This window comes from Phytobacter sp. (genome assembly GCF_059074235.1).
Genome location: NZ_JCACPZ010000004.1, coordinates 1,657,267 through 1,670,825, shown reverse-complemented (window position 1 = coordinate 1,670,825; position 13,559 = coordinate 1,657,267). Strand labels below are relative to the sequence as shown.

Genomic DNA, 13,559 nt, shown 5'->3' with positions numbered 1-13,559 from the left:
CTTACAGCATCTCAATAAAGGCGGCGACGCGGGTACTCAACTGCCCGATGTCTGACGTGGAGTAGTCTGTCTCAATCGCCATATAGGGAATGTCGTGCTGTTGGCGCACGTGGTGCTTGATGGACAGTGACTCCACCGCGTAGGTGTGGCAGGCCTGCAAAATCACATCCACCACCCCGTCTACCTGGTACTCTTCCACCATCTGGCTGAGCAGGCGTAAACGCTCGGTGTTCGGTGAAATACAGGAGCAGCCAATCGCCAGGTATTTGTCTGTCAGGGCGTCATACACATCCCCGTCTTCTGCCACGTTGCGCTCGGTGGCTTTGGCCCCGGTGCAGTTCTCGTAGCCCACCACCCAACCGCCGTTCTCTTCGATGGCGCGCACCACTTTTTCTGCCGCGCCGCCAATCGGGCAACCGGTGATGAGGATGCGAGGGCGCGATTCCAGCCGTTTGCCTTCCTGCCACTCCGCTTTCACGCGGGCGGTCATCTCATTCAGTTCGCTAATCAGCGCGTTTTTATCGAAACGGAAGGTGGCACCGTAGACCACTTTGAGGATGTCGGTACCACTTAGCGCAGGCGGGTTAAGCTGCCCGAGGCGGTAAAAATCAACCGTCGCCTGGCGCTCACGGTTTTTCAGCACAATGGCCTCGCGAAGCGCGGCTTCACTGATGGGCTGACCAAAGCGTTCTTCTATTTGTTTTTGCAGGCGCAGGATTTCAGATTTCCACAACGCACGGGACGCCGCATCGGTGGCGCTGTTGGGGAGTTGCATGACGTGTACGGCTTTAAAATCGGCCATGTACTCGTACATTTTTTTCTTCCCGTCGCAGGTGGTTTCGCCCACCACCAGATCGGAAAAGTAGAAGTACGGACATTTGTCGGTTTTACCGAAACCGTAGCTGCTCTTAATCAACGGGCAGAGGTTGCGCGGCAGATCTTTCTCCGCCTCTTCGATAGTTTCGTCATTGGTGGAACAGAGTGAGACAACGACAGCACCCGCCGCCATCGCGATCTCTTGTGGCATGAAGGTGCAATAGGTGCCGACCAGCGGGATACCTTGCTCCTTCAGTTCCATCACGGTGAGAAAACCTTTTTGTCGGGCTTCGGAGAATTGCTCAAAAACTTCCGGAAGTTCTGTAATAAGAGACATGATTTTTCCTTCCCCGTCACACGGGAGACCATGAAAAACGAGGCGGTCTTGATGCCGCCGAGGGAAGGATTATAACCTTTGTAAATATGTGGCTTTGTTGATCTGCCGCGAGATTAGCGGCATTCGCTGGCGTGGTCATATTGCCGAACCCGGCGTATCAGGCTCAGTAGGCAAATGACGGCCAGGCCACCGGTGACCAGCGCCAGCATATGGAACGGAATTCGCCCCCCGGCAGAGAACCACAACCAGCGTGCGCCTTCGATGGCAATCGCGACAGTACTGAGTACCACGATGTTGAGTGACGCGGAGACGGTGCCTTTTGGCAGGTCATTAGAAAAGAGTGTGAAGCGGTAGAGCGTGGAGAAAATCAGCCCGATACCAAACGCATAAATGCTGGTGCCCAGCACCGACCACAGCCAGACGTGCGGGTAGAGCAGGTTACCGGCAATCAGCAGCACCAGACCACCAAGCTGGATCGGCACCGAACGACGGATGTAGCGCGGATCGGTTGGATCTTCAACAAAGCGCATCATGACGATATTGGCGGCGATCAGGGCTCCAAATACCGGGATCTGCGCCCAGGCAAATTCGGCGGTGGTCATGCCGCCCGCGTCGATCAGGATCACCGGCGAAACGGCCACCCAGGTCATCAGCGGGATGTAGTAGAGCGCCAGCGTGGCGGCCCCGTTGAGGAATACACGATTGCGAAAGACGGCAGCGAAGTCCCGCACCACATCTTTTGCCCTCAGGGGCTCGCTCTGTTTTGTGATGGTCTCTGGCATCGCCAGCATAAGGCTGAGCCAGGCAATAAAGCCGATCGCGCCGATCACACCGAAGATCACCTTCCAGTGCACGAAGTGCATCAGCGCCGCGCCGCTCAGGGGGCCGATCACCGGTGCGAGCAGCACCACCGAGGTGATCATCGACATCAGCTTGATAGCCTTTGTTGGCTCAAAGGCTTCCTGGATGGTGACGTAACCCACCGTGGAGATAAAACAGATGCTGGTGCCCTGCACAAAACGTGCTACCAGGAACTGCTCAAAGCTGGTGGTGAACAGGGTGGCGATGCAGGCCAAAGTGAAGATCAGTGCGCCAGCGAGCAGAACCGGGCGGCGGCCAATTCTGTCAGACAGCGGCCCGAGCAGCCATTGCAGCGCCATGCCGCCCGCCATATAGAGACTCACCGACAGCGGTGCGAGGCTGACGTCGCCGTCAAAATCACGTACCACCTGAATGATGCCCGGCTGGATCATATCGGTGGTCAGGTAGGCGGCGAAGTCATACAGCACCAGCGCCATCGGGAAGATAAAGGTCCCACCGTAGCGGGCGAAAAAGGCTGACTTCCATGACATAACGCACTCCTTATACGGCTCTGTCGAACGCTTATTATGCAAGCAACGCCGGAATTTGCGACAGCAGATAGAGCACCAGGCCAATGGAACCGCCGACCAGAGTGCCGTTGATGCGGATAAACTGCAGATCTTTACCGATATTAAGCTCTACCTGATGTGACATATCCCGTGCATCCCAGCTTTTTACCGTATCGCTGATATGGCGGGTGAGGAAACTGGCGAAGTCCGGTGCAATGCTGTAAGCCGCCTGTTCCAGGTGCTCATTGAGCGACGTGCGCAGGGCGTTATCGGCCAGCAGGGTTTCACCAAACCACAGGCCCGCCTCAGTAATGCGCAGTTTGATGCGTGAGTCATCGGACTGCATGTCGGTTTTGATCCAGCTACGAAGATCGCCCCACATCTCACCCAGATAGCGATTAAAGGCTTCATCTTCTTTCAAATATTCTTTGATGTTATCAGCGCGGGCGGCCATCTCCGGGTCGTGTTTCAGGTTGTCGATAAGCTTCAGGGCGGCGCGGTCAAAGGCGCGGCGGATCTGGTGGGCACTATCATGGCTGACATCATCCAGCAGGGTGTTCACCGCACGGGTCACCATCTCCGCACTCTGCTCACCCAGCCATTCAGTGGGCAAGATTTTCGCTTTACGCGGATGTTCGGTCTTCAGCCAACGCACTATCTGGTTGGCAATAAATTCCCGGCTGCTCTCTTTTTGCAGCAGTTGCACGACCTGGCCTATCAGGGCATCAAGCAGCACCTGGTGGCGCTGATTTTTGGTCATGCTCTCCAGCATTGAGGCGCTGGTCTGGGTCAGATCCACCTTGTCGATCGCCCGGTGCACGGCGCGTTTGAGCAAATTTTTGATTCGCGTATCGTCAGCCAGTTCCATAAACCCGCTCATCACCTGCAGCAGATGCTGGCCCACGCGACGGGCGTTATCCGGTTGACTAAACCAGGCACCAATCATCTGGGCGGGCTGATGACGGTGGATCAGTTCTACCAGTGACTGGGTATCGAGGAATTTTTCCTGCACGAATTGGCCGAGATTGTCGCCAATCCGGTCTTTATTACGCGGGATGATCGCTGTATGACGCGAGATAAACGGAATCGGCACGCGGTGGAACAGCGCGACTACGGCAAACCAGTCCGCCAGCGCACCGACCATCGCTGCTTCGGCAATGGCCTTTACGCCACTCACCCAGAAGTTGGGTGGCAGAAACAGGGTGGCAACAAAGACCGCTGCGGCTATCAGCAGTAATGAGAGCGCCAGACGCTTGGCGCGTTTAAGTTCTGTGATTTTGTTCATGGTTTTAAGCATAGAGCCAGGCGGCGAATTTCGCTGAATTTTCAAGGTTGAGCGGAGTGGTTTACTCCCTCTCCCTTGAGGGAGAGGGCCGGGGTGAGGGGGAACTAAGGACTCAGCGTTTAATGATTGCATCCTGATGCACCACGGGTATGGTAGTCGCAGAAAAGAGGGAGAAAAGAATGACCGACATGACGCTCACGATTATTGCTGCCGTGCTGGCTGCCCTGCTGGGGGGCGCATTTGGCTGGTTTTTGACTAAGCAGGCCTTTGCACAAAAAGTGGCGACGCTGGAGCATGACCACGACCAGGCGGAAGACGAACTGGCCGCGACGAAAAAAGTGCTTCGCGAGCAGGAAGCAAAAGCGGAAGCGCTGCGTAACGAAAAGCATCAACTGGATATTGATACCAGCGTGCTGCGCCAGCAGATTAACGACCTGAAAGGACGGGCCGCAGAGCTGCTCCAGCGACTGGGAAAAACCGAGGATCAGCTTACGGATGAGCGCCGTCTGTCTGCGCAGCTTGACCACGACTACACCGAGTTGAAAACCACACTGGACCAGCGTGAGCAGCACTTCCGCGAGCAGTTTGCCAGTCTGGATGAGACCAAAAAGTCTCTTTCGCGTGAGTTCGAAAATATCGCCAACAAGATTTTTGAGGAGAAGGGCAAAACCTTTACTACTACCAGCAAAACCAGTCTGGACGACATGCTCAAGCCGTTCCGTGAGCAAATTGAAGGTTTCCAGAAGCGGGTGAACGAGGTGCATGATGCCTCGATTCGCGGTAACGCTGACCTCAATGCTGAGATTAAAAAGGTGCTGGAAATTGGTCTGCAGATGAGCGCCGAGGCCACCAACCTGACCTCTGCCCTGAAGGGGGATTCTCAGCAGCGCGGGGCCTGGGGTGAGGCACAGTTACGTCGCACCCTTGAAATGAGCGGGCTGGTTGAAGAAGAGCATTATGAAGTTCAGAGTGCGTTCCGTGACGAAGAGGGCAAGCGCAAGCAGACCGATTACCTGATTCGTCTGCCGGGCAACAAACACATCATCATCGACAGTAAAGTGTCTCTTAATGCCTACGATCGCGCCTGTTCTGCCGAAACGCCGGACGAGCAGAAACGGGCGATGGACGACCATATCATGGCGGTACGCCGCCACATTGATGACCTTGCCTCGAAGGACTACACCAATCTGGCGGGCATCCGTAGCCCCAGTTTTGTACTGATGTTTATGCCTATCGAAGCGGCCTATATCGAGGCGCTGAAAACCAACAAAGGACTGTTTGAATACGGCTATCGCAAAGGGATTGTGCTGGTCTCCCACACAACGCTTATCCCGATTCTGCGCACTGTCTCCAATCTGTGGATGATTGAGCGCAGTAACAGCGAAGCGCGGGAAATCAGCGAACGGGCCGGGGAAATCTTCAATAACGTCTGTCTGGTCGCGGATCGATTAGGCAAACTTGGCGGCACGCTCTCTACCGCCAGCAATCAGTACAACGCCACCATCACTGCGCTGGTGGGCAACCAGGGGCTGTACGGCAAAGTGGAACGTTTTGGCAAACTCTCCGAGAAGGTCAACAAAGAGCTGCCGAAGCTGGAGCTGTCGCACCGGGATTTCGAACATGAGCGCCTGACGCTGATTGCCGAAGCGCTGACTGAGCCTGATACAGCGCTCCCTGACGCTCCCGCTTTACCTGAATCTTAATCTGATTGCTTGCAAACATCCCGGTAGCACCTGCATACCGGGCCTGTTCACGCTGAGTGTTTTAAAAGCGAAAGGGCCATCACGCCTCAGACGCCGTGCCTTTCAGACCCGCAAAGGCATCGCGAATCTCCTGCTCGGGCAACTGAATGCCGATAAACACCAGCGTGCTGTGCGGCGGCTCGTCGCCCCACGGGCGGTCCCAGTCGGCGCTGTAAAGGCGCTGCACGCCCTGGAACAGCAGGCGGTTTGGTTCACCATCAATCCACAGCATGCCTTTGTAGCGCAGCAGCTTGTCGGCAAACGAGAGCAGCAGGTTTTCCATCACCCGGGACACGTCACTGATATCAACCGGATAATCCAGCTCCACGACAATCGATGAGACATCGTTTTGCTTGTCGGCAATAAAATGGAAGCGTGGTTTACCGGGCAGGACGTTCTCTTCGAGCATAAAGCCGCTGGTATTGAACAGGGAGGCCAGATCGATATCCCCGTGGGTCACGGTGTACACCGGGGCGCGGGCATTGATGCGGCCAAGGCGTTCACGCAGTTTTTCACTGTCGCCCGCGACATCGGTTTTGGTCAGCAGAATGCGGTCGGCGTAGCCCACCTGGGACTGAGCAATGGTGAACTCGTTCATTTGCTTGTCGGCATGTACCGCATCCACCAGCGCAATCACGCCGTCCAGCAGATAGCGTTGGCAGAGGATCTCGTGGGAGAAAAAGGTCTGAATAATCGGGCCAGGATCGGCCATGCCGGTGCACTCAATCACCAGGCGGTCAAACGCGATGTCGCCATGGTCAAGGCTGTCGAGCAGGTCTAACAGTGCGTCTTCGAGTTCGTTAGAGCGAGTGCAGCAGATGCAGCCGTTGGTCAGGGTTTTGATTTGTGTGGCACGATCGCCAATCAGTTGATCGTCGACGGAGACTTCACCGAATTCGTTTTCGATAACGGCGATTTTAAAACCGTGTTGCTCATTGAGAATGTGGCGCAGCAGGGTGGTTTTACCCGCGCCGAGAAAACCGGTAAGTAGGGTGACTGCAATCGGTGTCATTTTGCCTCCATTAGCAACAGCGCACGCCGCCTTCGCCACTTCCACCGTAGCGTGCTTCCTGGCGTTCACGGAAGAATTCGTTATAGGTCATATACGGCTTATCCGGATGATTGGTTTTCATGTGCTCGACGTAGTTGTCGTAATCCGGGATGCCAATCAGCATTTTCGCCGCCTGGCCGAGGTACTTTTTTGCTTCGCCTAAGTTACCAAACATTGCACTATCCAGATATGAATAAAGCCCGGGGATGCAGGCTATTTTACTTGCCATTTTGAACCTGGGCAGTGCTCAAAATCCTCACGTACTACGTGTACGCTCCGGTTTTTCCGCGCTGTCCGCGTTCAAACTGCCTGCGCCAATTACGCCTGCGTGGCTCACTTAAAAACCCCGCCGAAGCGGGGTTTTAGGGTTGCCGATTTAGTGATGTGAAGAGGTCTTCACGCCGCCTTCCGGAACCGGAACGTACGGGGTTTCTTTGTCGGTACGCACGGTGTTGTTACGTACCTGCAACCAGGTTTTGATGCCATAGAAGATGATGCTGTAAACCACGACCAGGAACAGAATGCTCAAACCGGCGTTGGTGTAGTTGTTCACCACGATATGGTTCATGTTGGCAATCTGCTGGGCAGTCAGGTCAGCACCGCCTGCGGCAATTTTCTCTTTGTACTGGTTAGCCATGAAGAAGAAGCCTTCCAGCTGCGGGTTGGTGCTGAACAGTTTCAGACCCAGCGCCCAGGTGGTGCAAAGCAGCAGCCACAGAGCCGGAACCACGGTGACCCAGATGTATTTGGTGCGCTGCATTTTGATCAGTACAACGGTACCCAGTACCAGCGCTACGGCTGCCAGCATCTGGTTAGAGATACCGAACAGCGGCCACAAGCTTTTCACGCCGCCCAGCGGGTCAACCACGCCCTGATACAGCAGGTAGCCCCAGAGGCCTACGCAACCAGCGGTGCCAATAACGCCCGCCACCAGTGAGTCGGTTTTCTTCAGGAACGGTACGAAGTTACCCAGCAGGTCCTGCAACATAAAGCGGCCAGCACGGGTACCGGCATCCAGCGCGGTCAGGATAAACAGTGCTTCGAACAGGATACCGAAGTGGTACCAGAAGCCCATGTCTGCCATCGGCATGATTTTGTGGAACACATGAGCGATACCTACCGCCAGGGTTGGTGCGCCACCAGCACGGTTCAGAACAGACGGTTCACCGATGTCCTTCGCGGTCTGCATGATCTGCTCAGGAGAGATCACGAAGCCCCAGGAGCTGACGGTTGCCGCTGCATGTGCACTGACGTCTTTCAGTTGCGCCATAATCATGGCCGCATTGTCACCACCCATTTCATGCAGATTTGGCATGGTGATACCAAGGCCAGCTGGCGGGGTGTTCATCGCGAAATAGAGACCCGGCTCGATGATAGATGCCGCAACCAGCGCCATCACCGCCACGAAGGACTCCATTAGCATTGCGCCATAACCGATAAAGCGTGCGTCGGTTTCGTTCGCGAGCAGTTTCGGTGTTGTACCGGAAGCAATCAGCGCATGGAAGCCAGACACGGCGCCACAGGCGATGGTGATAAACAGGAACGGGAACATTGCCCCTTTCCACAGCGGACCGGTGCCGTCGATGTACTGCGTGACCGCAGGCATTTTCAGTTCCGGGTTCAGGATAACGATACCCAGCGCCAGACCGACGATCACGCCGATTTTCAGGAAGGTTGCCAGGTAATCACGCGGTGCGAGGATCAGCCAAACAGGCAGCAGCGCGGAGATAAAGGCATAACCAATCAGCGCGAAGGTGATGGTGGTGTCTTTGAAGGTCAGCGCCGGGCCCCAGTACGGGTCATGGGCGATGATGCCGCCGAAGTAAATCGACGCAACCAGCAGCACGATACCAATCACTGAGACTTCGCCCACACGACCCGGGCGCAGGAAGCGCATGTAGATACCCATAAACAGGGCAATCGGTACGGTGGAGCAAACGGTGAATACACCCCACGGGCTTTCAGCCAGCGCTTTTACCACGATCAGCGCCAGTACGGCGAGGATGATGATCATGATTAAGAAGCAGCCGAACAGGGCGATGGTGCCTGGTACGCGGCCCATCTCTTCTTTGATCATCTCACCCAGAGACGCGCCGTTACGGCGAGAAGAGATAAAGAGCACCATGAAGTCTTGCACCGCACCGGCCAGCACAACGCCCGCCAGCAGCCACAGGGTACCCGGCAGGTAACCCATTTGTGCTGCCAGAACCGGACCAACAAGCGGGCCTGCACCAGCGATAGCGGCAAAGTGGTGACCGAAGAGCACGTAGCGGTTGGTCGGTACATAGTTCAGGCCGTCATTGTTGATGACTGCCGGAGTGGAACGCGTAGGGTCCAGCTTCATCACTTTCTGAGCGATGTAGAGGCTGTAATAACGGTACGCCACGAGGTAAACAGAAACGGAGGCAACGACAATCCACAGCGCGCTTACGTGCTCACCACGGCGTAACGCGACCACAGATAAACAGAACGCGCCGAGGATGCCAACGAGCACCCAGGGTATATGTTTGAATAGCTTTTTAGTATCCATATCAGACCTGATTAACGGAAAAATGGAATGAGAGTTGATGTGTTGAAAGTCAATTTTTGCTGGTAGCGATCATGACAAATTACAAGCGTAAAAAGGGCGCGATTTAGTTAAGAGGCAGGAAAACGGGGGTAAGCGGTCATGAAATGACGTAAGCGGTTTTATACGGGTTTAAGCGGTTAAAAATGTGTGACGATGATCACTAGGCGTTGGGCGTATTACCCACTGTCATTATGCGGTTATAAAACAGCGCGTTGCCAAAATGTTAATGTAAACAATCGGGTTTTAGCAGATATGACTATAAAGTTTTCGATTTCCAGGCCGAAAATTCGATGTCTGGATAAGGGATGAAAAAACATGTTAAACCGTATGAAACTTGTCACCAGTCTACTTTTGGTACTGGGACTCTTTGGCCTATTGCAGCTCACCTCTGGCGGCTTGTTCTTTAATGCACTCAAGCACGACAAAGAAAACTTCACTGTTTTACAAACCATTCGTCAACAGCAGTCCACGCTGAACGCCAGCTGGGTAGCGCTGTTGCAAACGCGTAATACCCTCAACCGCGCCGGGATCCGTTATATGATGGATCAGAATCAGATTGGTAGCGGTGCAACCGTTAACGACCTGATGCAGATTGCCAGCACTTCTCTGAAAGCGGCAGAAGCACACTGGAAAGAGTACCAGGCGACCCCTCGCGACCCGCGTCAGAGCGACGCTGCGGCAGCGGAAATCAACCGCACTTATGACATCTACCACAATGCACTGGCTGAGCTGATTCAGCTTCTGGGTGCCGGTAAGATCAATGAGTTCTTCGATCAACCGACTCAGGGCTATCAGGATGCGTTTGAGAAACCGTATCTCGATTACCTGCAGCAAAACGATCGTCTGTATGCCACTGCGGTAGAAGAGAGCAACAGCTCTTACTCAACTGCCGTATGGATAATCATCACTGTTCTGTTGGTCGTCCTGCTGGTGATTCTGGCGGCATGGGCAGGCATCAAGCGTGGCGTGATTGGTCCAATGAACCACCTGATCGAAAACATCCGCCATATTGCCGGTGGCGATCTGGAGCAGAACATCAATGTTCACGGCTCCAACGAAATGGGGCAACTGGCAGAAAGCCTGCGTCACATGCAGAGCGAGCTGGTGCGTACCGTGGGTGATGTGCGTAACGGTGCCGATGCGATTTACAGCGGCGCGAGCGAAATCTCTGCGGGCAACAACGATCTTTCTTCCCGTACTGAACAGCAGGCTGCTTCTTTGGAAGAGACCGCTGCCAGCATGGAAGAGCTGACCGCGACGGTGAAACAGAACGCCGAAAACGCCCGTCAGGCAAGCCATCTGGCGCTCAGTGCCTCTGGCACCGCTCAGAAAGGCGGCAAGGTGGTGGATAACGTCGTGCAGACCATGCGTGACATTACCGCCAGCTCGCAGAAAATTGCTGACATCATCAGTGTGATTGATGGGATTGCCTTCCAGACCAACATCCTGGCGCTGAACGCCGCGGTGGAAGCTGCCCGTGCGGGTGAGCAGGGTCGTGGCTTTGCGGTGGTTGCGGGTGAAGTACGTAACCTGGCTCAGCGCAGTGCGCAGGCTGCACGTGAAATCAAAGGGCTGATTGAAGACTCCGTGAGCCGCGTTGAACTGGGGTCCACCCTGGTTGAAAGCGCCGGTGAAACCATGGACGAAATCGTCAGCGCGGTGACCCGTGTGACCGACATCATGGGCGAAATCGCTTCTGCATCCGATGAGCAGAGCCGCGGTATCGACCAGGTGGGTCTGGCGGTAGCAGAGATGGACCGTGTAACTCAGCAGAACGCCTCGCTGGTGGAAGAATCCGCAGCTGCGGCTGCAGCACTGGAAGAGCAGGCCAGCCGTCTGACGCAGGCCGTTGCCGTGTTCCGCACCCGTCGCGTGAACCGTGAAGCGCCAGCTGCTCCGGCACTGGTGCGACCGAATTTATCTAAACCTGTCGCGGCGAAAGTCAGCGGTGGTGAAGATAACTGGGAAACGTTCTAAGCCCCCATGCGCCCTGCTGATGCAGGGCGCGTTTTACTCTTTTTCATCATGCTATCCTTAGGTTAACCATGGAGACGCATTATGAACCTGACCCCCATTTCTGCCCTTCACTACAGTAGCGAGCAGCTCTCCGACTTTTTAGGTGAGTGTTTCGAAGGTTATAGCATCCCCGTTTCCTTATCTTCCGAGCGTTTCGCCCAGCGCTTTGGCGCGGAAGATATCAGCTTGTCTGATTCCTGCGTCTGGCTGAACGGCGAGATGCTTGTTGCAGTGGCTATCATTACGCGTCGAGCTGAAACAGCAAGGCTGGCAGCCTTTGCTCTGCGACCGGCTTACAGAGGGAAAGGCATAGGTAAAAAACTGCTTGAGCCCTTGGTTAAAGGGCTACGGGCGAAAGGTATCCGCCAGATGATGCTGGAGGTGATAGCGGATAACCAGGCAGGCATTGCTCTGTATCAGTCGCTGGGTTTTGAGCCACGGCAGGTACTGAGAGGATTTCAGGGCGATGCGTATTCCGGTGTGGGAGATAATCTGCTGCGTGAGATCAATCCCCTTGAGCTGGTCTGGCGTTCGGTCAATGAAGTGAAAAGCACGCTGCCCTGGCAGCTCGATCCTCTCTCTGTGATCACGCTTCCTTGTCGGGTTTTTGAGTACCGCAAACATGCTTATGCCGCCATCTCAACGTTGCTGGATGTGCCTCAATTGCGCTTTCTTTATGTCGATCCAGAATACCGGCATAAAGGGTTTGCCCGGGAAATGTTGATGACGCTAAATCACCATTTTCCGGGGCTGAACACCAGCGTGGCGGTACCAGACGTTTTTACCCCGCTGTTTGTGTCAGCGGGGTATGCCACGATGGAACTCAGCCAGTTGGAAATGCGGGCGGTGCTGTGACGCTCCCCTCTTACGTTAGTTTTGCTTCGGATCGCTGATGGGCTGACGGACCAGCACCACATAAGCGATGGCCCCCAGAACGGTAACGCAGCCGCAGATGATCAAGGCCAGGCGGAAGGACTGGGTGGTATCGACAATAAAACCGGTCACGATCGGGGCAAATGAGGCACAGATAAAGCTCGCAAAGTTCTGAATACTGCCTACAGATGCGGTCATTCGTGACGCCACTGCAACATGAATCAAGCCCCAGCAGGACGTACCGGCAAAGTGGATGCAAAACAGCGCCATCCCAATCAGCAGTACGGCGGCCATGGATGTTGTTGCCTGGGGTACCACGAAGGTGAAAGCGGCAGAGCAGAGCATCCCGGTAATAATGCTGATCTTACGACTCTTGATCGGAGCCATCCCTCGGTTAACCAGCCAGTCGGTCACATAGCCGTTCGTGAGCATACCTGCCGCACCAAACAGGAACGGTATTGCTGCCATTATCCCGGTGCTTTTCAAATCCAGGTTGTAGGACGTTTGCAGGTAGCCCGGCAGCCATGCGAGATAGAGCCAGGCGGTGTAGTTGATGCCACTAAAGCCGAGCATCATGCCCCACATAGTGCGGTTACGAAACAGGCTACGCCACTCCGCAAAGCTGAGCGGATCGCGCCGGGCGTTTACGCTGCCTGCGTTGAGGTAGCTCTGTTCGACGGCGGTCAGGTTAAGATCCTCACGGTTGCGGTAGAGCATGTACCAGCCAATGGCGAGAAAGATCCCCAACACACCAATGGTGATAAACATGCCGCGCCAGCCGATCATCATCATCATGGCGGCGAGAATAGGTGGGCTGATAGCAACGCCGATAGTCGAGGCAGCGTTGAAAAAGCCCATCGGACGGCCGCGCTCTTTGATGTTGAACCAGTCGTTGATGACCTTCACGCCACACGGGTTCATCGGCGCTTCGCCCAGGCCCATACCAATACGGACCAGCACAAACTGCGTGAAACTATGTACCATGCCCGATAGCGCCTGGAACAACGACCAGAAGAACATACCTAAACCGAGCATGATCCTGGGCCCTTTGCGGTCCAGCAGCGGCCCGCAGGGTAATTGACCGATACCGTAGGCCAAGGAGAAAACGGAGAGCAGTGCGCCGATTTCTGTTGCACTTAATCCCAGCTCCTGGCGAATAGTTAAATTGGCCACCGACAGTGAACTTCTGTCGAGATAATTAATCACCGCTGCAAAGAATAATAAAATCATTGCAGTGGTTTGTATTTTCTTAATTCTGGCGCTGCGCTGTAATGAACCCGCTGGTGGAACAGGAATGTCTGCTTCCACTGTTTTATCGAATTTTGTTCGTGGGTCGAGTGTAATATCGTTTTTTTCCACGCCTGACTCCAAAAAATGGTGCTGATCGATTTTCTTATATAAAGAAAATTGAAAATTAAAATCCTGGTGCCGGATTTTTAAATCCAGCACCGCTCACGTAGTGCTATTTAATTCAGTCGACTTAACTGGAGCATAGGAGTG

At 54.7% G+C, this 13,559-nt stretch carries 10 protein-coding genes; 3 read left to right on the top strand and 7 right to left on the bottom strand.

Annotation, left to right across the window (positions count from 1 at the left end; all coding sequences use genetic code 11):
- Position 1: 1 nt before the first annotated feature.
- From AC5JPW_RS11845 to AC5JPW_RS11835, 3 genes are all read right to left on the bottom strand, one after another.
- The gene (locus AC5JPW_RS11845) at positions 2-1,153 is read right to left on the bottom strand and encodes a double-cubane-cluster-containing anaerobic reductase (protein WP_494240475.1); all 1,152 of its coding nucleotides are present in this window, start codon (positions 1,151-1,153) and stop codon (positions 2-4) included.
- A gap of 113 nt (positions 1,154-1,266) precedes the next feature.
- Positions 1,267-2,505 carry a multidrug efflux MFS transporter MdtM gene (gene mdtM, locus AC5JPW_RS11840; RefSeq protein WP_494240473.1) on the bottom strand — a complete coding sequence of 413 codons (1,239 nt, stop codon included), beginning with the start codon at positions 2,503-2,505 and terminating at the stop codon, positions 1,267-1,269.
- Positions 2,506-2,539: 34 nt separating this feature from the next.
- Positions 2,540-3,808: a DUF445 domain-containing protein gene (locus AC5JPW_RS11835; RefSeq protein ID WP_494240472.1), complete on the bottom strand. Its 1,269-nt coding sequence runs from the start codon at positions 3,806-3,808 to the stop codon at positions 2,540-2,542.
- Between the two features lie 179 nt (positions 3,809-3,987).
- On the opposite strand from AC5JPW_RS11835, the gene AC5JPW_RS11830 reads away from it, so the two are divergent.
- Complete coding sequence (locus AC5JPW_RS11830) at positions 3,988-5,511, top strand: DNA recombination protein RmuC (protein ID WP_494240470.1); 1,524 nt, start codon at positions 3,988-3,990, stop codon at positions 5,509-5,511.
- Between the two features lie 79 nt (positions 5,512-5,590).
- On the opposite strand, the gene yjiA is transcribed toward AC5JPW_RS11830, so the two are convergent.
- The 3 genes from yjiA to AC5JPW_RS11815 all read right to left on the bottom strand — a co-directional run bounded on the left by yjiA (position 5,591) and on the right by AC5JPW_RS11815 (position 9,131).
- Complete coding sequence (gene yjiA / locus AC5JPW_RS11825; RefSeq protein WP_494240469.1) at positions 5,591-6,562, bottom strand: GTPase; 972 nt, start codon at positions 6,560-6,562, stop codon at positions 5,591-5,593.
- A gap of 10 nt (positions 6,563-6,572) precedes the next feature.
- Positions 6,573-6,776, bottom strand: coding sequence for a YbdD/YjiX family protein (locus AC5JPW_RS11820; protein ID WP_059180224.1), 204 nt, complete (start codon positions 6,774-6,776; stop codon positions 6,573-6,575).
- 201 nt (positions 6,777-6,977) lie between these two features.
- Positions 6,978-9,131, bottom strand: a complete 2,154-nt coding sequence (locus AC5JPW_RS11815) for a carbon starvation CstA family protein (protein ID WP_494240468.1) — start codon at positions 9,129-9,131, stop codon at positions 6,978-6,980.
- A gap of 354 nt (positions 9,132-9,485) precedes the next feature.
- On the opposite strand from AC5JPW_RS11815, the gene tsr reads away from it, so the two are divergent.
- Both tsr and AC5JPW_RS11805 read left to right on the top strand, forming a co-directional pair.
- Positions 9,486-11,147, top strand: coding sequence for a methyl-accepting chemotaxis protein (gene tsr / locus AC5JPW_RS11810; protein ID WP_494240467.1), 1,662 nt, complete (start codon positions 9,486-9,488; stop codon positions 11,145-11,147).
- Between the two features lie 81 nt (positions 11,148-11,228).
- Positions 11,229-12,041: a GNAT family N-acetyltransferase gene (locus AC5JPW_RS11805; RefSeq protein WP_494240465.1), complete on the top strand. Its 813-nt coding sequence runs from the start codon at positions 11,229-11,231 to the stop codon at positions 12,039-12,041.
- Between the two features lie 15 nt (positions 12,042-12,056).
- On the opposite strand, the gene AC5JPW_RS11800 is transcribed toward AC5JPW_RS11805, so the two are convergent.
- Positions 12,057-13,418, bottom strand: a complete 1,362-nt coding sequence (locus tag AC5JPW_RS11800; RefSeq protein WP_494240463.1) for an MFS transporter — start codon at positions 13,416-13,418, stop codon at positions 12,057-12,059.
- Positions 13,419-13,559: the final 141 nt, after the last annotated feature.

Coding starts and splice junctions, on each gene's coding strand:
- AC5JPW_RS11820 (WP_059180224.1), bottom strand. CDS start 6,776: ATGTTTGGTAACTTAGGCGAAGCAAAAAAGTACCTCGGCCAGGCGGCG.
- AC5JPW_RS11835 (WP_494240472.1), bottom strand. CDS start 3,808: ATGAACAAAATCACAGAACTTAAACGCGCCAAGCGTCTGGCGCTCTCA.
- AC5JPW_RS11805 (WP_494240465.1), top strand. CDS start 11,229: ATGAACCTGACCCCCATTTCTGCCCTTCACTACAGTAGCGAGCAGCTC.
- AC5JPW_RS11815 (WP_494240468.1), bottom strand. CDS start 9,131: ATGGATACTAAAAAGCTATTCAAACATATACCCTGGGTGCTCGTTGGC.
- AC5JPW_RS11830 (WP_494240470.1), top strand. CDS start 3,988: ATGACCGACATGACGCTCACGATTATTGCTGCCGTGCTGGCTGCCCTG.
- tsr (WP_494240467.1), top strand. CDS start 9,486: ATGTTAAACCGTATGAAACTTGTCACCAGTCTACTTTTGGTACTGGGA.
- mdtM (WP_494240473.1), bottom strand. CDS start 2,505: ATGTCATGGAAGTCAGCCTTTTTCGCCCGCTACGGTGGGACCTTTATC.
- yjiA (WP_494240469.1), bottom strand. CDS start 6,562: ATGACACCGATTGCAGTCACCCTACTTACCGGTTTTCTCGGCGCGGGT.
- AC5JPW_RS11845 (WP_494240475.1), bottom strand. CDS start 1,153: ATGTCTCTTATTACAGAACTTCCGGAAGTTTTTGAGCAATTCTCCGAA.